The sequence below is a fragment of the Segeticoccus sp. genome, assembly GCF_035708005.1.
On the sequence record NZ_DASSTI010000107.1, the window covers coordinates 25354 to 44224 of the forward strand.

At 71.1% G+C, this 18871-nt stretch carries 13 protein-coding genes; 6 read left to right on the forward strand and 7 right to left on the reverse strand.

Going from position 1 to position 18871, the window contains the following annotated elements; genetic code table 11:
• Nucleotides 1-41: 41 nt before the first annotated feature.
• Nucleotides 42-2624 (reverse strand): alpha-glucan family phosphorylase, encoded by a 2583-nt coding sequence (gene glgP / locus VFL99_RS10990; protein ID WP_325106396.1) that lies wholly within the window; start codon nt 2622-2624, stop codon nt 42-44.
• A 142-nt stretch (nt 2625-2766) separates the two neighbouring features.
• On the opposite strand from glgP, the gene VFL99_RS10995 reads away from it, so the two are divergent.
• Genes VFL99_RS10995 through pgm form a run of 4 tightly spaced genes read left to right on the forward strand, consistent with a single transcriptional unit; the run spans nt 2767 to nt 11907 of the window.
• Complete coding sequence (locus tag VFL99_RS10995; RefSeq protein ID WP_325106397.1) at nt 2767-4803, forward strand: alpha-1,4-glucan--maltose-1-phosphate maltosyltransferase; 2037 nt, start codon at nt 2767-2769, stop codon at nt 4801-4803.
• The gene (gene treS, locus VFL99_RS11000) at nt 4803-6521 is read left to right on the forward strand and encodes a maltose alpha-D-glucosyltransferase (protein ID WP_325106398.1); all 1719 of its coding nucleotides are present in this window, start codon (nt 4803-4805) and stop codon (nt 6519-6521) included. The genes VFL99_RS10995 and treS overlap by 1 nt, the downstream gene beginning before the upstream one ends.
• A complete protein-coding gene (gene glgB / locus VFL99_RS11005) occupies nt 6514-10251 on the forward strand; it encodes a 1,4-alpha-glucan branching protein GlgB (RefSeq protein ID WP_325106399.1) in 3738 nt (1245 codons plus the stop codon). Before treS ends, glgB begins: the two co-directional genes overlap by 8 nt.
• Nucleotides 10252-10260: 9 nt before the next feature.
• Complete coding sequence (gene pgm / locus VFL99_RS11010; protein WP_325106400.1) at nt 10261-11907, forward strand: phosphoglucomutase (alpha-D-glucose-1,6-bisphosphate-dependent); 1647 nt, start codon at nt 10261-10263, stop codon at nt 11905-11907.
• Nucleotides 11908-12019: 112 nt separating this feature from the next.
• Here the strand turns inward: pgm and VFL99_RS11015 are convergent, their stop codons facing one another.
• The 6 genes from VFL99_RS11015 to VFL99_RS11040 form a co-directional block, all read right to left on the reverse strand.
• Nucleotides 12020-13279: an ATP-grasp domain-containing protein gene (locus VFL99_RS11015; RefSeq protein ID WP_325106401.1), complete on the reverse strand. Its 1260-nt coding sequence runs from the start codon at nt 13277-13279 to the stop codon at nt 12020-12022.
• Between the two features lie 18 nt (nt 13280-13297).
• Nucleotides 13298-14044, reverse strand: coding sequence for an esterase family protein (locus VFL99_RS11020; protein WP_325106402.1), 747 nt, complete (start codon nt 14042-14044; stop codon nt 13298-13300).
• Nucleotides 14045-14111: 67 nt separating this feature from the next.
• Entirely contained in the window at nt 14112-15050 is a 939-nt protein-coding gene (locus VFL99_RS11025) for a tetratricopeptide repeat protein (protein ID WP_325106403.1), read from the reverse strand.
• A gap of 82 nt (nt 15051-15132) precedes the next feature.
• Complete coding sequence (locus VFL99_RS11030; RefSeq protein WP_325106404.1) at nt 15133-16128, reverse strand: hypothetical protein; 996 nt, start codon at nt 16126-16128, stop codon at nt 15133-15135.
• 54 nt (nt 16129-16182) lie between these two features.
• Nucleotides 16183-16833 carry a response regulator transcription factor gene (locus tag VFL99_RS11035; RefSeq protein WP_325106405.1) on the reverse strand — a complete coding sequence of 217 codons (651 nt, stop codon included), beginning with the start codon at nt 16831-16833 and terminating at the stop codon, nt 16183-16185.
• A gap of 1 nt (nt 16834) precedes the next feature.
• Nucleotides 16835-17476, reverse strand: coding sequence for a sensor histidine kinase (locus tag VFL99_RS11040; RefSeq protein ID WP_325106406.1), 642 nt, complete (start codon nt 17474-17476; stop codon nt 16835-16837).
• A gap of 402 nt (nt 17477-17878) precedes the next feature.
• Here VFL99_RS11040 and VFL99_RS11045 point away from each other — a divergent pair, with 402 nt between their 5' ends.
• Nucleotides 17879-18208, forward strand: coding sequence for a hypothetical protein (locus VFL99_RS11045; protein WP_325106407.1), 330 nt, complete (start codon nt 17879-17881; stop codon nt 18206-18208).
• Nucleotides 18209-18510: 302 nt separating this feature from the next.
• Nucleotides 18511-18871: hypothetical protein (locus tag VFL99_RS11050; protein WP_325106408.1), on the forward strand; the 361-nt coding region annotated here is incomplete at its 3' end.

Consider the following 18871-nt stretch of genomic DNA (forward strand, 5'->3'; position numbering starts at 1 on the left):
CCGAGTTCTGCCCTCAGCGCGCACCGGCCCGGGGTGTGGGGTCAGGCGTTGGCGACCAGCCCGAGCTCGCTGATGCTGGCCAGCCCGTCGTGCTGCGGCAGGACGCGCACGGTGTAGCCGAACGGCCCCGTCCGGCTCAGCTGCACCGAGCCCTCGAAGCGGTGCCGTCCCGCCTCGTAGGATTCCACGTGCTCCAGGTCCGCCGTGGAGACGTCGCTCAGGTCGTCGCTCTCCGAGGCGCGGCCGTAGACCACCTGCACCCGCACGTCCTCGGGCGAGAGCTCGCCGAGGGTCACGTAGGCACTCACCTGGAAGCGGTCCCCCACCTGTGGGGTGTCCGACACGCCCGAGGAGTCGACGTGGTCCACCCGGACCCCACTCCAGGCGGCCTCGACGCGGGCCTTGTAGTCCGACAGCTCCTTGGCGCCGGCATACCCGGGGCCGTCCACCTGCCACCCGGCCCGGGCGGCAGGTAGGTACAGCTGCTCCACGTAGTCGCGCACCATCCGGGTCGCGAGGACCTTCGGGCCGAGGGTGGTCAGGGTGTGCGTGACCATGGACAACCATCGCGGGGGCAGGCCCCGGTCGTCCCGGTCGTAGTACAGCGGTGCGACCGAGTCCTCGATGAGCTCGTAGAGCGCCGTGGCCTCGAGGTCGTCCCGACGGTCGGGGTCCTCGACGCCATCCGCCGTGGGGATGGCCCACCCGTTCTCGCCGTCGTACCACTCGTCCCACCAGCCGTCGAGCACCGACAGGTTGAGCGCCCCGTTGAGGGCCGCCTTCATGCCCGAGGTGCCACAGGCCTCGAACGGCCGCAGCGGGTTGTTCAGCCAGACGTCGCAGCCGGGGTAGAGGTACTGCGCCATCGCGATGTCGTAGTTCGGCAGGAACACGATGCGGTGCCGGATCTCCGGGTCGTCGGCGAACTGCACCATCTGCTGGATCAGCCGCTTGCCGGTCTCGTCGGCGGGGTGGCTCTTGCCGGCGATGACGAGCTGGACCGGCCGCTCCGGGTGGAGCAGGAGGCGCTTGAGCCGGTCGCGGTCCCGCAACATCAGCGTGAGCCGCTTGTAGGTCGGGACCCGGCGGGCGAACCCGATGGTGAGGATGTCCGGGTCGAGCACGTCGTCGATCCAGCGCAACTCGGCCGGGCTCGCGCCGCGCTTCAGCCACGAGGACCGCAGCCGGCGGCGGGCCTCCGAGACGAGCTGCGCCCGCAGCTCGCGCTTCGTGGACCAGAAGGCCTCACCCGGGATCTTGGCGATGCGGTCCCAGGCCTGCTCCTCCTCGATGTTCGTCGTGCCCATGTAGGTCTCGGCCAGGTCGAAGACCTTGCGGTCGACCCAGGTGGGCGCGTGGACACCGTTGGTGATGCTCGTGATCGGCACCTCGGAGTCGTCGAAGCCGGGCCACAGCCCGTCGAACATGTGCCGGCTGACCTCGCCGTGCAGCTCGGAGACACCGTTCGCCCGCTGGGCGAGGCGCAGGCCCATGACGGCCATGTTGAACACCTCGGAGGAGCCGCCCGGGTAGTCCTCGGCGCCGAGAGCCAGCAGACGCTCCACCGGCACGCCCTCGAACTCGTTTCCGCCTCCGAAGTGGAGCCGGATCTGGTCCACGCCGAACCGGTCGATGCCGGCGGGGACCGGCGTGTGCGTGGTGAAGATCGTCGCCGCGCGCACCGCCTCGAGCGCCTCGTCGAAGCTCAACCCCTCGTGCTTGACGAGCTCGCGGATCCGCTCGACCCCCAGGAAGCCGGCGTGTCCCTCGTTGGTGTGGTAGACGTCCGGATCCGGCGCGCCGGTCAACCGGGACCACAGGCGCAGGGCCCGGACCCCGCCGACGCCCAGCAGCATCTCCTGCTGCAGCCGCTGCTCGCCGCCACCGCCGTAGAGGCGGCCGGTCAGGTCGCGGCCGGCGTCGTCGTTCTGGTCATTGTCGGAGTCGAGCAGCAGCAGCGGCACCCGCCCGACCTGCGCCCGCCAGACGTAGGCGTGCAGCGTGCGGCCCCCCGGCAGGTCCAGGATGACCTCCGCCGGGCTGCCGTCCTTCTCGCGCAGCATCGACAGCGGCAGGTCGTCCGGGTCCAGGACGGGGTAGGTCTCCTGCTGCCAGCCCTGGGCGTTGAGGGACTGCTTGAAGTAGCCGGACTTGTAGAACAGGCCCACCCCGACGATCGGCACACCGAGGTCGGAAGCCGACTTCAGGTGGTCGCCGGCGAGGATGCCGAGGCCCCCCGAGTACTGCGGCAGGGCTGCCGTGATGCCGAACTCCGGGCTGAAGTAGGCGATCGACTGCGGGCAGCGCCCGGCCGCCTCCCGCTCGGCCAGCTGCTGGTACCACCGCGGGCTGTCCAAGTAGTCGCGCAGGCCGGCCATGGCCTCGTCGACCCGCGCGACGAAGTCCTGGTCGGTGGCCAGCGCCTCGAGCTCGTCCGCGGACAGCGCGGACAGCAGCCGGACCGGGTCCCGACGGACCGCCACCCACCGTTCCGGGTCGATGCCGGCGAACAGGTCGCGGGTGCCGGCGTGCCACGACCAGCGCAGGTTCGTGGCGAGCTCGCCGAGCGCGGCGATCCGCTCCGGGAGGACGGTGCGGACGTGGAAACGACGGATGGCCTTCACGACCCGGCAGCATAAGTCAGCGGGTGGGGGCACCGTTAGTCGAGCGCACGGCGGGAGCGTGTGGCCCGGGGCTCCGGCGCCCCTTCTCGACAGGTGGACGAGCCTGCCACCGTGCCCGCGCCCGGGCCGGTAGCGTCGACCCGTGACTGAATCGACTCGTACGGCCGAAGCGGTCCTGGCCCGGGCCCACCAACGCCCGCTCGGGCGCATCCCCGTCCTGTCGGTGCGGCCCCGGGTCGACTGCGGCGCCGCCCCCGTCAAGTCCGTGGTCCAGGAGGAGTTCGAGGTCAGCGCCACGGTCTTCCGCGAGGGCCACGACGCGGTGAACGCCACCCTCGTGCTCACGGCGCCGGACGGCACCGAGGAGCACCGCCCGATGACCCTCGTGTCGGCGGGGCTGGACCACTGGGTCGGCCGCGCCTGCGCCGGCCGCACCGGCACGTGGTCCTTCCGCGTCGAGGGCTGGTCCGACCCCTACCGCACGTGGGAGCACGACGCCTCCATCAAGGTGGCCGCCGAGGTGGACACCGCGCTGATGCTCGAGGAGGGAGCACGCGTGGTCGAACGGGCGATCGCGGAGGTGGAGCGCACCCCGGAGCAGGCGCAGGTGCTGCGCGACGCCGTGACGGCCCTGCGCGACAACACCCGGCCCCCCATGGTGCGCCTCGAAGCGGGCACCAGCCCCGAGGTGGAGCGCGAGATGGCCACGCGCCCGCTGCGCGACGTCGTCACCCCGAGTGCGCCGGTCCCGTGGCTGGTCGAGCGGGACCGCGCCCTGTATGGCGCGTGGTACGAGATCTTTCCCCGCTCGGAGGGTGCCCACCAGGACGAGCACGGCCGGTGGACGTCGGGCACGCTACGCACGGCGGCCCAGCGCCTGCCCGCCATCGCGCAGATGGAATTCGACGTGGTGTACCTCACCCCGGTCCACCCGATCGGCCGAGTGAACCGCAAGGGGCCCAACAACACGCTGGAGCACACGCCCGAGGACCCCGGCTCCCCCTACGCGATCGGGTCCGTGGAGGGCGGCCACGACGCCATCCACCCCGACCTCGGGACGTTCGCGGACTTCGACGCCTTCGTCGCCGAGGCGGAGCGGCTGGGGCTGGAAGTCGCCCTCGACCTGGCGCTGCAGTGCGCGCCGGACCACCCGTGGGTCAAGGAGCACCCGGAGTGGTTCACCACCCGCGCCGACGGAAGCATCGCCTACGCCGAGAACCCGCCCAAGAAGTACCAGGACATCTACCCCCTCAACTTCGACAACGACCCCGAGGGCATCTATGCCGCGGTCCGCGATGTCGTGCAGGTGTGGATCGACCACGGGGTGCGCATCTTCCGCGTCGACAACCCGCACACCAAGCCGGTGGAGTTCTGGCAGTGGCTCATCGCCGATGTGGCTGCGGACTACCCGGATGTCATCTGGCTGGCCGAGGCGTTCACCCGCCCCGCGATGATGCACACACTCGCCAAGGTGGGGTTCCAGCAGTCCTACACCTACTTCGCGTGGCGCAACGCCCGGTGGGAGCTGGAGGAGTACCTGCGCGAGGTGTCCGGTGAGGCGGCGGCCTACATGCGCCCGTCGTTCTGGCCCACGACGCACGACATCCTCACGCCCTACATGCAGTACGGCGGGCCGAACGCCTTCCGGCTGCGCGCGGCGATCGCCGCCACGGCGGTGCCGAGCTACGGCATCTACGCCGGCTACGAGCTCGTGGAGAACGTCGCCCGGCCCGGCGCCGAGGAGCAGATCGACAACGAGAAGTACCAGTACAAGGACCGCAAGTGGGCCGAGCGCGAGCCCGGGGGCCGCAAGGCGGGGCAGACGCTGGCGCCCTACCTCAAGCGGCTCAACGAGATCCGGCGCGCGCACCCCTGCCTGCACTGGCTGCGCAACCTGGCGATCCACCACGTCGACGACGAGAACATCCTCGCCTACTCCAAACGACGAACCGTCGACGGCCGCGACGACGTCATCATCGTCGTGGCCAACCTCGACCCGCACACCACGCGCGAGTCGTGGCTGCACCTGGACATGCCGGCGCTGGGCATGACGTGGCACGACTCCTTCCTCGCCCACGACCTGATCACCGGTGACTCCTGGCACTGGGGCGAGCACAACTACATCCGGCTCGGCCGGGACACCGAACCGGTCCACATCGTGCACGTGAGGAGGTTCTGATGCAGGGCTTCAACCTCAGCCAGCCCGGGCTGAAGCACGACCCGCACTGGTACCGCACCGCCGTGTTCTACGAGGTCCTGGTACGGGCCTTCTCCGACTCCAACGGGTCCGGGGCCGGGGACTTCACCGGGCTGATCAACCGCCTGGACTACCTGCAGTGGCTCGGCGTGGACTGCCTGTGGCTGCCGCCGTTCTATGCCTCCCCGCTGCGCGACGGCGGCTACGACATCTCCGACTACACCGCCGTGCTACCCGAGTTCGGCACGCTGCCGGACTTCACCGAGCTGGTCTCGCAGGCCCACGCCCGGGGCATCCGGATCATCACCGACCTGGTGATGAACCACACCTCCGACCAGCACCCGTGGTTCCAGGCGTCGCGCTCGGACCCGGAGGGGCCGTTCGGCGACTTCTACGTCTGGTCCGACACCGACGACCGCTACGCCGACGCGCGCATCATCTTCGTCGACACCGAGGTGTCGAACTGGACCTTCGACCCGGTGCGCCGGCAGTTCTTCTGGCACCGGTTCTTCTCCCACCAGCCGGACCTCAACTTCGAGAACCCGAAGGTCGTCGAGGCGATGTTCGACGTCGTCCGCTTCTGGATGGACCTGGGCATCGACGGGTTCCGGCTCGACGCCGTCCCCTACCTGTTCGAGGAGGAAGGCACCAACTGCGAGAACCTCCCCCCCACGCACGACTTCCTGTCACGGCTCCGGGCGATGGTGGACGAGGAGTTCCCCGGGCGGATCCTGCTCGCCGAGGCGAACCAGATGCCCGACGAGGTGGTCGACTACTACGGCACCCCGGAGGCACCCGAGTGCCAGATGTGCTTCCACTTCCCGGTGATGCCGCGGCTGTACTACGCGCTGCGGGAGGAGAAGGCCCGGCCGATCATCGACGTGCTGGCCGACACCCCCCCGATCCCGGAGGGCGCCCAGTGGGGCACCTTCCTGCGCAACCACGACGAGCTGACCCTTGAGATGGTCTCCCCGGACGAGCGGGTCGCCATGTACGGCTGGTACGCCCCTGACCCGCGGATGCGGGCGAACATCGGCATCCGTCGCCGGCTCGCTCCCCTGCTGGACAACTCCCGGGCGGAGGTCGAGCTGATCCACGCCCTCCTGCTGTCGCTGCCCGGCTCGCCGTGCCTGTACTACGGCGACGAGATCGGCATGGGCGACAACATCTGGCTCACCGACCGTGACGCCGTGCGCACGCCGATGCAGTGGACCCCCGACCGCAACTCCGGCTTCTCCAGCGCCGACCCCGGCAAGCTCTACCTCCCGGTCATCTCCAGCCTCGTCTACCACTACAACAACGTGAACGTCGAGGCCCAGATGGCCTCGAGCGCCTCGCTGCTGCACTGGGTCCGCGGCATGCTGCAGGTTCGCGCGCAGCACTCGGTCTTCGGGCTCGGCACCTTCGAGGTGTGCCCGGCGGACAACGGCGCCATCCTGTCGTACGTGCGCGCACTCAGCCCCGACGAACCTGCGGAGACCCACGGGTTCGGCGCCGTGCTGTGCGTGAGCAACTTGTCCAACCGCCCGCAGGCCACCCACATCACGGTCCCGGAGCAGTGGAAGGGGGCCCAGCTGGTCGACCTCTTCGGCGGCGACGGCTTCCCGGCAATCTCCGACGACGGTGAGATCACCCTGACCCTCGGGTCCCGGGACTTCTTCTGGCTCGGCCTGCAGCCGAAGGGAGGAACCGGTGGCTGAGATCCACCAGGCGACGATCACCCCCAGCAAGCTGGACCTGCTCACCGACTGGATCGCAGGACAGAGGTGGTATGCCGGGAAGGGTCGCCAGCCGCGGCTGCGTCGCCTGTGGTCGTGGCGACTGGACGACCCCGAGGGCCGGGTGGGCATCGAGACCGTCCTCGTGGCGGACGACTCGGGCTCCGAACCGACCGTCTACCAGGTGCCCCTCACCTACCGAGACACCCCGCTCGAGGGGGCTGAGCACGCGCTGCTCGGAACGACCGAGCACAGCGTCCTGGGCCGCCGCTGGGTCTATGACGCCCCGCACGACCCCGTCTACGCCCGGCAGCTGCTCGCGCTGGTGCTCGGTGACACCGTCGCCCAGTCGGGCCAGGTCTCGCACACCCGCGAGCCGCTCGTGCTCAGCCATCCGCAGCAGGGCGCGCGCGAGGTGCGGGTGCGCGAGACCCACGTCCTGTCCGGTGAACAGTCGAACACCTCGATCATCTACGAGACCAGCGACGCAGCAGGTGCGCACTCAACTCCGTTGATCTGCAAGGTTTTCCGCGTCCTTCACGACGGTGACAACCCGGACGTCGTCCTGCAGGAGGCCCTCGCGTCGGCGGGGTCCACCGCCGTGCCCACCCCGGTGGGGCACCTGTCCGCGAGCTGGCCGGACGCCCAGGGCGGCTCCGGCGTCGCGCACGGCGACATCGCCACGGCGCAGGAGTTCATCCCCGACGTCGAGGACGCATGGCGCGTCGCCCTGCGGGTCGCCGCGGCGGGGGGCGACTTCAGCGAGCCGGCCCGCTCCCTCGGCCGCGCCACGGCGCGGGTCCACCGCACCCTGCGCGAGGCGCTGCCCACCGTGGAGCCGTCGGAGGCCGACCGCCGGTCACTGGTCTCCAGCATGCGCAGCCGGGCGCAGGCCGCCCTGCGCGAGGCGTCCCAGCTGGCCGAGCACCGGACGCAGATCGATGAGGTGATCGACGGGGCGTCGGGCGCGGCCTGGCCGGAGCTGCAGCGCATCCACGGCGACTTCCACCTCGGCCAGGTGCTCGACGTCCCGGGCCGCGGCTGGGTGATGGTCGACTTCGAGGGCGAGCCGCTGCGCCCGCTGGCCGAGCGCACGCGGCCGGACCTCGCACTGCGGGACGTGGCCGGCATGCTGCGCTCCTTCGACTACGCCGCGGGTTCCGCAGAGCGGGGCGACGGCACCTCCCGCGCCCCGTGGGCGCGGGCGGCGCGGCACGCCTTCCTGCTCGGGTATGCCGAGATCGCCGACCGCGATCCACGCGAGGACGAGGCGCTGTTGGAGGCGCTCGAGCTCGACAAGGCGCTCTACGAGGTGGTCTACGAGGCCCGCAACCGCCCCGAGTGGTTGCCGCTCCCGCTGGCCGGGGTCGAACGCATCCTCGCCGAACGGCGCATGTCGTCGTCGGTGGAACCGACGGCGCCCGCGGAGGCACCAGCCACTGGCACAGCCGGGCGCCCGACCGCGCCCGCGGCGGCGCAGCCGACCGGCCCCACGGTCCATCCGGTGAGCCGCGAGGAGCTCGACCTCCTCGTGCGCGGCCTGCACGGCAATCCACACGCCGTGCTCGGCGCCCACGAGCACGAGGGTGTCGTCACGGTGCGCGCCCTGCGACCGTGGGCACAGCGGGTCCTGGTGGAGCTCGGCGACGGGCAAAGCGTCGACCTGCAGCACGAGTACGGCGGCATCTGGGCCGGCACGCTGCCGACGTCGACCGTGCCGGACTACCGACTGGTCGTGTCCTACGAGGACGGCATCGAGCACCGCCAGGACGACCCCTACCGGTTCCTGCCCACGCTCGGCGAGATCGACCTGCACCTGATCGGCGAGGGCCGGCACGAGCAGCTGTGGTCCGTGCTCGGCTCCCACGTGCGCCGGTACGACGGGCCGCTGGGGCCGGTGTCCGGCACGTCGTTCGCGGTGTGGGCCCCGCACGCCAAGGCGATCCGCGTGATCGGCGACTTCAACCACTGGGACGGGGCCACCCACCCGATGCGCGCGCTCGGGTCGACAGGCGTCTGGGAGCTGTTCGTCCCGGACGTGGGTGAGGGCACGCGTTACAAGTACGAGATCACCGGCGCCGACGGGGTCCGCCGGCCCAAGTCGGACCCCCTCGCCCGCGCGACCGAAGCGCCACCGGCCACCGCATCGGTCGTCACGCGCTCGGCATACGAGTGGGACGACGGTGACTGGATGCGGCACCGTCGCGAGAGCGACCCCCACACCGGGCCGATGAGCATCTACGAGGTGCACCTGGGTTCCTGGCGACAGGGGCACAGCTACCGCGACCTCGCTGAGGACCTGGTCAACTACGTCAAGGACCTCGGGTTCACGCACGTGGAGTTCCTGCCGGTCATGGAGCACCCCTACGGCCCGTCGTGGGGCTACCAGGTGACCGGCTACTACGCGCCGACGGCGCGGTTCGGCTCCCCCGACGATTTTCGGCACCTCGTGGACACGTTGCACCGCAACGGGATCGGTGTGATCCTCGACTGGGTGCCGGCGCACTTCCCGAAGGACGCGTTCGGGCTGGCGCGGTTCGACGGGCAGCCGCTCTACGAGCACCCGGACCCGCGACGGGGCGACCAACCCGACTGGGGCACCCACATCTTCGACTTCGGCCGACCGCAGGTGCGCAACTTCCTCGTGGCCAACGCGCTGTACTGGATGGAGGAGTTCCACGCCGACGGGATCCGGGTCGACGCGGTGGCCTCGATGCTCTACCTCGACTACTCGCGGGAGCCCGGGCAGTGGCTGCCGAACAAGTACGGCGGCCGGGAGCACCTCGAGGCCGTCGAGCTGCTGCAGGAGACCAACGCCACTGCTTACCGCCGGGAGCCGGGGGTCGTCACCGTCGCCGAGGAGTCGACCTCCTGGCCGGGCGTGACGCGTCCAACGCACTTGGGCGGCTTGGGCTTCGGGCTGAAGTGGAACATGGGGTGGATGCACGACTCCCTGAACTACCTGTCCAAGGAGACGATCTACCGCCAGTACCACCACCACCAGCTGACCTTCTCGATGATGTACGCCTACAGCGAGAACTTCGTGCTGCCGATCAGCCACGACGAGGTCGTCCACGGCAAGGGATCCCTGCTGCGCAAGATGCCCGGCGACCGGTGGCAGCAACTCGCGAACGTGCGGGCGTTCCTCGCCTACATGTGGTCCCACCCCGGCAAGCAGCTCCTCTTCATGGGGTGCGAGTTCGGCCAGGAGGCCGAGTGGGCCGACTCGCGCAGCCTCGACTGGTGGCTGCTGGACCAGCCGGCACACTGGGGCCTGCACTCCCTGGTCCGCGACCTCAACACCGTCTACCGGTCCCGACCGCAGCTGTGGGAGCTGGACAGCGACCCGGCCGGGTTCCAGTGGATCGACGCCAACGACTCCGGCGGAAACACGTTCTCCTACCTGCGATTCGGGTCAGAGCACGGCTCCCGGCGGCGCCCGGCGCTGGCCAGCGTCGTCAACTTCAGCGCGATCCCACACGGCGACTTCCGCCTGGGCCTGCCCTATCCCGGCCGCTGGAACGAGGTGGTCAACACCGACGCCGGCGACTACGGCGGCTCGGGCGTGGGGAACCTCGGCGGCGTCGAGGCCGAGGCGGTCCCCTGGCACGGACAGCCCTACTCCGCCGTGCTCACCCTTCCCCCGCTGGGCGCCCTGTGGCTCGAGCCCGCCCACGAATCCGAGCCCACCGACGAGCTCGAAACCCGCTGAGGAGGCGCAGTGAACGACCCCCGGGCCGGGACTCCGGCACAGCCCGAGGACCTGGTCGACGTCGCCCACCTGGTGACGGCCTACTACACCTTGACCCCGGACCCGAAGCAGCCTGACCAACAGGTCGCGTTCGGCACCTCCGGGCACCGGGGAAGCAGCCTACGGGCCGCCTTCAACGAGCAACACATCCTCGCCACGACACAGGCGATCTGCGACTACCGGAAGCAGGCCGGCACCGACGGTCCGCTATTCGTCGGACGCGACACCCACGGGCTGTCCGAGCCCGCGTGGGCGACGGCCCTCGAGGTGCTCGTCGCCAACGACGTCACCGTCCTCGTCGACAACCGGGGCGGCTACACGCCCACCCCGGCGGTGTCGCACGCCATCCTGCGCGCCAACCGGGGCAAGCGACCCGGCGCCGGGGGGCTCGCGGACGGCATCGTCGTCACGCCCTCACACAACCCGCCCACCGACGGCGGGTTCAAGTACAACCCACCGGACGGCGGTCCCGCCGGCAGCGACATCACCTCGGTGATCCAGGACCGCGCCAACGAGCTGCTGGCCCAAGGGCTCACGGACGTGCGGCGCGTCCCGTTCGCGCGGGCACATCGGCGCGTGTCGGCATACGACTTCCTGGGCACCTATGTCGACGACCTGCCCGACGTCGTTGACCTGGAGCGGATCCGGGAGGCGGGTGTGCGCATCGGCGCCGACCCGCTGGGGGGTGCGAGCGTCGCCTACTGGGGCGAGATCGCCGACCGGCACGGGCTCGACCTCACCGTCGTCAACCCCCTGGTCGACCCCACGTGGCGGTTCATGACGCTGGACTGGGACGGCAAGATCCGGATGGACTGTTCCTCCCCCTTCGCGATGGCCTCGCTGATCGAGCAGAAGGACCGCTACGACCTCGCCACCGGCAACGACGCCGACAGCGACCGGCACGGGATCGTCACGCCCGACGCGGGTCTGCTGAACCCGAACCACTACCTGGCCGTGGCGATCGGCTACCTCTACGGCGGCGCCCGGGAGGGGTGGCCGGCCGATGCAGCGGTGGGCAAGACGCTCGTGTCGTCCTCGATGATCGACCGGGTCGCCGAGTCGGTGGGCCGCAAGCTGGTGGAGGTGCCGGTCGGGTTCAAGTGGTTCGTGCCCGGGCTGCTCGACGGCTCGATCGCCTTCGGGGGTGAGGAGTCCGCCGGGGCCTCGTTCCTGCGCCGGGACGGGTCGGTGTGGACCACCGACAAGGACGGCATCATCCTGGACCTGCTCGCCTCCGAGATCCTCGCCGCGACCGGGCGCACGCCGAGCCAGCACTACGCCGACCTCACCGATCGGTTCGGCGCGCCCGCCTACGCGCGGGTGGACGCGCCCGCCGACCGCGAGCAGAAGGCGCGGCTCAAGGCGCTCACCCCTGACGCCGTCACGGCGGACACCCTGGCGGGCGAGCCGATCACGGCCAAGCTCACCGAGGCGCCCGGCAACGGCGCGGCGATCGGCGGGCTGAAGGTGACCACCGAGCACGCCTGGTTCGCCGCGCGGCCCTCGGGCACCGAGGACGTCTACAAGATCTATGCCGAGTCGTTCCGGGGCGCCAGGCACCTCGAGCAGGTGCAGGCCGAGGCGCGCGAGGTCGTGAACGCCGCCCTGCAGGGCTGACGCCCTCCGCCGATCTCGGGACTTTCCGCGCGATCTCGGGGCTTTCCGCGCGATCTCGGGACTTTGCGCACCGCAAAGTCCCGAGATCCGCGGGATTCTCCCGAGATCCGCGTCAGGAGGTGAGGGCGAGGCGGGCGGTCTCGTCCTTGACCCAGAGCTCCACCAGGCCGCCGAAGTGCGCCCGGAAGCGCTCCTGCTCGTGCGCCGGGTAGGTCGTGTGGACCGTGTCGGTCAGCAGCTTGTCGAACTGCGGAGACTGCACCCACTCCAGGACCATCTCGTCGAGCCCGGCCATGGTGGTCGCGCAGAACTCCTCGTAGCGGTCCTTGTCGAAGTGCTGGTCCGCGAGCCGCTGGTAGGCCGCCATCCGCCCGGCCTCGTCGAGCTCCGGGTCGTCGGCCACCGCGAACCACGGGTCAGGGTCGACCTGGGTCCGCGCCCGGCGATGGGTCACGAGACAGAACGCCGACCAGCGCAGCAGCGCCTTCATCGCCCAGGGGAAGTAGTAGTGCAGCGAGGTGACCGCCACGTCGGGGCAGGCGTTGGCGTAGTCGATCGGGTAGACGACCCCGTCCTTCACCAGCATCTCGCAGGAGTTGAACTCCCACCGGAAGAAGGCGTTCACGGTCTGGGCGATCGTCACGGCCTGGGCACCGACCTGCGGTGACAGGAAGTCGTACGACACGGCATACCGGTTGTGCATGGGCTCGTCCGGCCGGAAGTCCATGACCATCGTCTCCGGCCCGATGGTCAGCGCCCGGGCGAACACCTCGTAGCCGGCGACCGCCTTCTGGAGGTGCATGAGCATCTCGCCGGAGTCGTCATAAGAGCGGTGCAGGTCCTCGCGGTTGCGGATCAACGAGACCCCGCGCCACGCGCCGCCGTCGAACGGCTTCATGAACAGCGGGTAGCCCAGCTCGTCCGCGATCGCGTCGAGGTCGAAGGAGCGGTTGTACTTGGCCGAGGTGTAGGCCCACCGTGCGTTGTCGACCGGGTTCTTGTAGGGCACGAGCACCGTGTCGGGCACGTGCATCCCCAGCCGCAGGAGCGCGCAGTATGCCGAGTGCTTCTCCATGGACTGGAAGGTGAACGGGCTGTTGAGCAGGTAGACGTCGTCCATGAGTGCGACCTTCTTGAGCCACTCCCGCGGGTGGTAGTACCAGTGCGCCAGGCGGTCGATGACCAGATCGGTGCGCGGCCGCACCCGCAGGTTGAACGGCTCGATGGTGAGCCGCTCGGTGGCGAACCGGTGCTCGCTGCCGTCGGGGCCGGTGAGGATGCCCATCCGGCGGGTGAGCTGCTCGAAGGCGGTGGGCCAGTCCTCCTCCGCGCCGAGCAGCAGGCCGATCAGGTGGGTGTGCGACGGTGCCATCCGGCTCTCCTCAGGGTGTCAGCAGAATCTTGGCAGGTGGTGGGCCAGCTGGCGCTGCCACCAGGGCCAGTCGTGCGCGACGTCCTCGCCCCACAGGTCCAGCTGGTGGGTGATCTGCTTGTCGGCGAGCAGCTCGGCGAAGCGGATCGACGACGGCAGCGCCCCCGTCGGGTGGGTCTCCCAGGCCCCCCGCCCGCACACGAGCAGGACGGACAGCCGGCTGCGCAGCCAGTCGAGGTGGTCCCCGTGCAGGCCCGCGACGTAGTCGGTCGGGTTGGCGAAGTAGGTCGCGTCGCCACGCTCCCCCCAGGCGTGCCAGGTGCCCACGTCGTAGTTGCCCGACAGCCCGAGCGCGAGCGGCGCGACGTCGGCGCGCTGGAAGGCGTAGTGCACCGCGTGGTAGGCGCCCATCGAGACACCCAGCGTGATCAGCTCGTGCGGACCGCGGGTCTCCTCGTGGATGAACGGTATGACGACCCGGTCCAGCCACTGCTCGTAGGTCGCGTGCCGTCGGGCGCGCTCCTCGATGGAGACGCTGCGGTCCGACCAGCTCCACGCGTCGAGGGAGTCGACGCAGAAGAAGCTCACCCGGCCGCCGTCCACCAGGCCGCGGACGGCCTCGACCATCCCGTTGGACTCGAAGTCCTCGGCGCGACCGGCCTCGCTGGGGAAGACGAGCACGGGCCGGCCGTAGTGCCCGTGCCGGATCACGCCCAGCCGTTCACCGGTGCCGGGGACCGGAAGGTCCACCCGTCGTGGGTCCATGCGGTCATACTTCCGCAGACCGGCGAGGATGCAAGCAGGTGCGGGCGACGCGCCGCCCGGGACCTCGTCAGTACAGCGCGCTCATCAGCGCGGTGCGTGCCTTCTTCACCCGCTCGTCGCCGGGTCCGACGATCGAGAACAGCTCGAGCAGGTGCTCCCGGGCGGCGTTCCGCTCGTCGCCGGTGGTCGCCTTGACCAGGTCGATCAGGCGCACGAAGGCATCCTCGATGTGGCCGCCGAGGACGTCGAGGTCCGCGACGAGGGTCTGCGCCGTGACGTCGGTGGGGTTGTCGGCCGCGTCACGGCGGGCGGCGCTGAGGTCGATCCCGGCGGTGCGGCGCAGCAGGTTGACCTGTGCCAGCCCCAGCTTGGCGTCCTCGTCGCCGGGGTTCTCCTTGAGCGCGCGCTCGTAGGCAGCGGTCGCGCCGTCGAGGTCACCCCGCTCGATCGCGTCGAAGGCCTCCTGGTGCAGCGGCGGCAGCGGTGGCTCCTCCTCGCCCTCGACGGGCTCGGGCTCGCCCACGTCGACCCGGCCGGTGATGCCGTTGGCGACGGCGGCCTCGAGCAGCTTGTCGAGCACGGCGCGAACCTGGTCGGCCGGCTGGACACCGCCGAACAGCGGCACCGGCTGCCCCTGCAGGACGCCGATGGTGACCGGCACGGACTGCACCTGGAAGGCCTGGAAGATCCCGGGGTTGGCGTCCACGTCCACGGACACGAGCTGGAAGCGACCGGCATACGAGCGGGCGAGGTCGGCGAGGGTGTCGACGAAGTCGCGCGACTCGGGGAGTCGTCCGGACCACAGCACGATGACCATCGGGACCGTCATCGACTTGTTGACCAGGTTGTTGAAGTTGGCGTCGGTGCCCTCGACGACGACCCCGGAGGTCCCGGTCCCGGCGCTACCCGCGCCGGCACCTGCTCCCGCGGCCCCGGACGATCGCGCGAGCGAGGACAGGTCGACGGCTCCACGGGCTGCTGCGGCGCTGAAGGGCTGGTCAGTCATGGGCTCATTCTCTCCGATGCGCAAGGTCCGTCACGTCGGTCCCCCTCCGGTGGCCGCCGGCCGGGCGTGGCGGGGGGTGCGGTCAGTGGCCGTGGGCGCCGACCAGGTGCTCCGACGCGGCGATCACCGACGCCTTGCCCGTGCCCTTCGGGACCTGGAAGACGAGGAACTCCAGCGTGGTCATCTCCGCGCGGGTGTTGATCTTCTGCTGCTTCGGCACGAAGGCCGTGAACTGGCGCGGCGCGTTCAGGATCCGGTTCTTGGCGACGTCGAAGGTATCGGTGCGCTCCAGCACGGCGAACACGAGCGCCGACCCGTCCTGCTGCCGGATCACCCGGGTGTCGCCGGGCAGGGCGCGGTGCTGCTGGCGGAAGGTGGCGTAGGCCTCGGTGGCCGACGCCTGTTGCTGGGCCGACTGGTGCACCCGCGAAGCGAAGTCGTCGTCGGTGTAGGGCGGGTTGTGCACGGTCTTCGCCGGGTAGGCCAGGCCATCGGCATAGCTGCGGACCAGGTCGGCCGGTGCGATCGCCAGGCCCGACTTCTGCGCGGGGTCGGGGGTGGGTGATCCCTTCGCGAGCGCGGCGAACGGCTCGACCTTGGTGCCCGGCAGCATCGTCGCCGACTCGGCGACCTTCCAGTTCGTGCCGGCGCGGTCCGACTCCAGCAGCTGCAGCTGCGGCAGCTGACCCTTGCCGGCAGTGGTCTGCACGACGAGCAGGCTCGGCGGCTTGCCCTGGCTGACGGCCAACGGGGTCGGCTGCTGGTTCGACAGGGCCGGGTTGGCGGGCACCAGCTGGGGGCTGACGTCGGCGAGCTTGGCATCGGCGGTGGCCGCGCGCAGGGCGGGCCCGATGTAGGCGCCGGTGCGGCTCTGCTGGGCGGTTCCCCCCGTGGCGCGGCTGGCGTCGCCGACCCGGCCGATCACGCGCGTGGCCAAGCCCTGCACCTGCTGCGGCGCCACGGCCGGGGTGGGCCCGCTCGCGGAGCTGCCGGCCCCGGACGGGCTGCCCGAGCTGCAGGCGGTGAGCGCGATCAGGCCGGAGGCACAGACCGCCCCCAGGACGTGGCGCAGAGTCATGGTCGCCACGATAGGCACACCCCCGGGCGCGCCGACAAATCGCGTCCCGGGCGGTCAGGGCGACGGCCCAGCCTCCAGGTAGGCCACGACCGCCTGCACCCGACGGTTCGTGCTGCCGTCGTCATACAGGTTGAGCTTGGTGAACACCGAGCGCATGTGCGCTTCCACCGTGCGCTCGGACAGGTGGAGCATGCCCGCCACCGCGGTGTTGCTGTGGCCCTCGGCAGCCAGGGCCAGCACCTGGTGTTCCCGGGCGCTGAGCGCGGCGAGCGCACCCGGAACCGTGCGCCCACGCACGAGCGCTTGGACCACCACCGGGTCGAGCGCCACACCGCCCGCCGCGACGCGGGTGGGCGCCTCGTCGAACTCGTCGAGGTGCAGCACGCGGTCCTTGAGCAGGTAACCGAACCCCGGTGTCCCGACGAGGTTCAGGCAGTCGCGGAGCTCGATGTGCTGGGACAGCAACAGCACGGTGACCTCCGGATGCTCCGCGCGGATCCGACGCGCGGCTCGCGCGCCGTCCGCACCGTCGCCGGGTGGCATCCGGATGTCGACCACCGCGAGGTCGGGCCGGTGCTCGACGACCGCGGCGATCAGGTCCACCGCGTGACCAGCGGTGGCGACGACCCGGTGGCCGCGCTCCACGAGGAGCCGGACGAGCCCCTCACGGAAGAGGACGGAGTCCTCGGCGACGACAATCCGCACCTCACAGCACCGCCGACACGGTCGTACCGGCGCCGGCGACGCTGTCCACGTGCAGCCTGCCGCCGACCGAGGCGACCCGGTCCCGCAGCGCCGTCAGCCCGCCCTCCGGAACACCGCCCACCCCGTCGTCGGCGACCTCCAGGGACAGGCGATCCCCCCGGGCGCCGAGGCGCACCCGGATCCGGCCGGCTCGCGCGTGCTTGAGTGCATTGGTCACCGCCTCGGACACCACGAGGTATGCCGTCAGCGTCCGGGCCTCGTCGGCAGCCGGCAGCGGGTCGACCCGCAGGTCGACCGGCACCGGGCTCGCTGCCAGCGCACCTTCCAGCGCCGGCACCAGTCCGTCGTCCAACCGGCTCGGCCGGACACCCTGGGCCAGCCGCCGCAGCTCCCCCAAGGTCGTCTCCAGCTCGGCGACCGCCACGTCGACTTCGGCCGCCGCCTGCGGGTCGAGCGCGAACTGGAGCGAACGGAGCCGCATCCCGGTGGCGATGATCCGCTGCTGGGCCCCGTCGTGCAGGTCACGCTCGAGCCGCTTGCGCTCGGTCGCCGCGGCGTCGGCGAGCCGGGCCCGGCTGGACTCGACCTCGCCGGGGCCTCCCGCAGGCCGAGCCGCAGGCGTCTGACTTCGAGGGGCACCCATGCCACCCGGCCGAGGTCGGCAACGCCGGCCCGACGGGCGAGCTGGGCACCCGGACGACGATCAGCCAGCCGATCGCGACCGCCACGAGGGCGACGGCGTGGGTGGCCGGCTCGCGGGCGTCGGCGTGCGCGGACGACAGCGACGGGGCCAGCCCGGCGCAGGGGACGACCGCGGCTGCTGCGGCCAGGGCGCGGCCCACGGCGAGTGCCATGCGGGAATGCTCGCATCGCCGCGCCGCGCCGGATCAGTGTTGGCACTGAGAGGGAGTCCGCAGCAGGTGTGCGCGCTCGCACCGACGCGCCCGTCCGGATCCGAGGCGAGAGTGGAGGACGTCCGCATCGATCCACGACCCGCGATCGATCCCACCGTCGACGCCTCGTCGACCCCTTCCAGGAGTGCGTGATGAATGTCATCTACACCGTCCTCGTGGCGCTGCCGCTCGGCGTCCTGCTGCCGTCGCGGTCGACCGCGATCCTGACCTACCTGCTGGTCGGGTCCTACCTGTTCAGCTTCCAGAGCACGAACCTCGTCCTGGACTGGCTCGGCCACAGCTCACCCTCCGCGTTCGGCCCCTTCCCCGACGACTTCCCCGCCGTCTCCTCGAACTCAGCGGTGTTCGGTTACGGCGTCGTCAACGCGACGATCACCCTCGCCGGCGTCGGACTGGTGCTCCTGGGGGCCCGGCTGCGGCGGCGCCGCGCAGCCAAGCGCGAGGTCGTCGCGGTCGGCTGAGCGTGGGCGTCCGCGAGCCCCGGGGCTGGGCGTCCCGGTCCCGGGCGCCGAACGGGAGTCTGGGGAAATCGTGCGAAGCTGCTGGGCGACGGCCGCGGACGGAGGAACATGGATTCGCCCCGGGGGCGGACCCGGGCCCCTACCGCGGGCAGGGAGCGACTGCCATGAGACCCGCATCTCCGCGCGCGCCCGACGGTCAGGGGACCGTCTCGTTCGCGCCCACACGTGCACGCATCGGTGGCGGGAGCCAGGGGCGTGGCTCTCGCGGTGGGCACCGACGTGCTGCGTTCGGCGTCGTTGCGATGTCCCTCGCCCTGGCCGGCTGCGGCACGAGCAGCGACGGGCCCCTCCGGGTGGCCGGGCAGATGCCCCCCGACCACTGGGTCCTGGAGGGATTCGGCCGGGTCGAGCCGGACGTACCGCTCAGCATGGGCAGCATCATCCTGTGCCTAGACCGGCCGGGGGACGTCACGATCACCGACGTGGCGCCGCTGCACCCGGTCGGCACGATCACGGTGCAGACGTTCGCGGTGCGACCGAGCCCGTTCATGCGGACCCCGCCCGGGTTGGCCCTGGGAGATGACATCGGTCCCCTGGGCAAGTTCGGGTTCCACGGCAACCACGTCGTGCCGATCGTGTGCGACAGCCGCAAGGGCGCCGGCT

Bases quoted from the DNA above. Each gene is read 5' to 3' on its own strand.
- treS (WP_325106398.1), top strand. From the start codon at position 4,803: ATGCAGGGCTTCAACCTCAGCCAGCCCGGGCTGAAGCACGACCCGCAC.
- VFL99_RS11015 (WP_325106401.1), bottom strand. From the start codon at position 13,279: ATGGCACCGTCGCACACCCACCTGATCGGCCTGCTGCTCGGCGCGGAG.
- VFL99_RS11020 (WP_325106402.1), bottom strand. From the start codon at position 14,044: ATGGACCCACGACGGGTGGACCTTCCGGTCCCCGGCACCGGTGAACGG.
- VFL99_RS11025 (WP_325106403.1), bottom strand. From the start codon at position 15,050: ATGACTGACCAGCCCTTCAGCGCCGCAGCAGCCCGTGGAGCCGTCGAC.
- VFL99_RS11030 (WP_325106404.1), bottom strand. From the start codon at position 16,128: ATGACTCTGCGCCACGTCCTGGGGGCGGTCTGTGCCTCCGGCCTGATC.
- VFL99_RS11040 (WP_325106406.1), bottom strand. From the start codon at position 17,476: ATGGGTGCCCCTCGAAGTCAGACGCCTGCGGCTCGGCCTGCGGGAGGC.
- VFL99_RS11045 (WP_325106407.1), top strand. From the start codon at position 17,879: ATGAATGTCATCTACACCGTCCTCGTGGCGCTGCCGCTCGGCGTCCTG.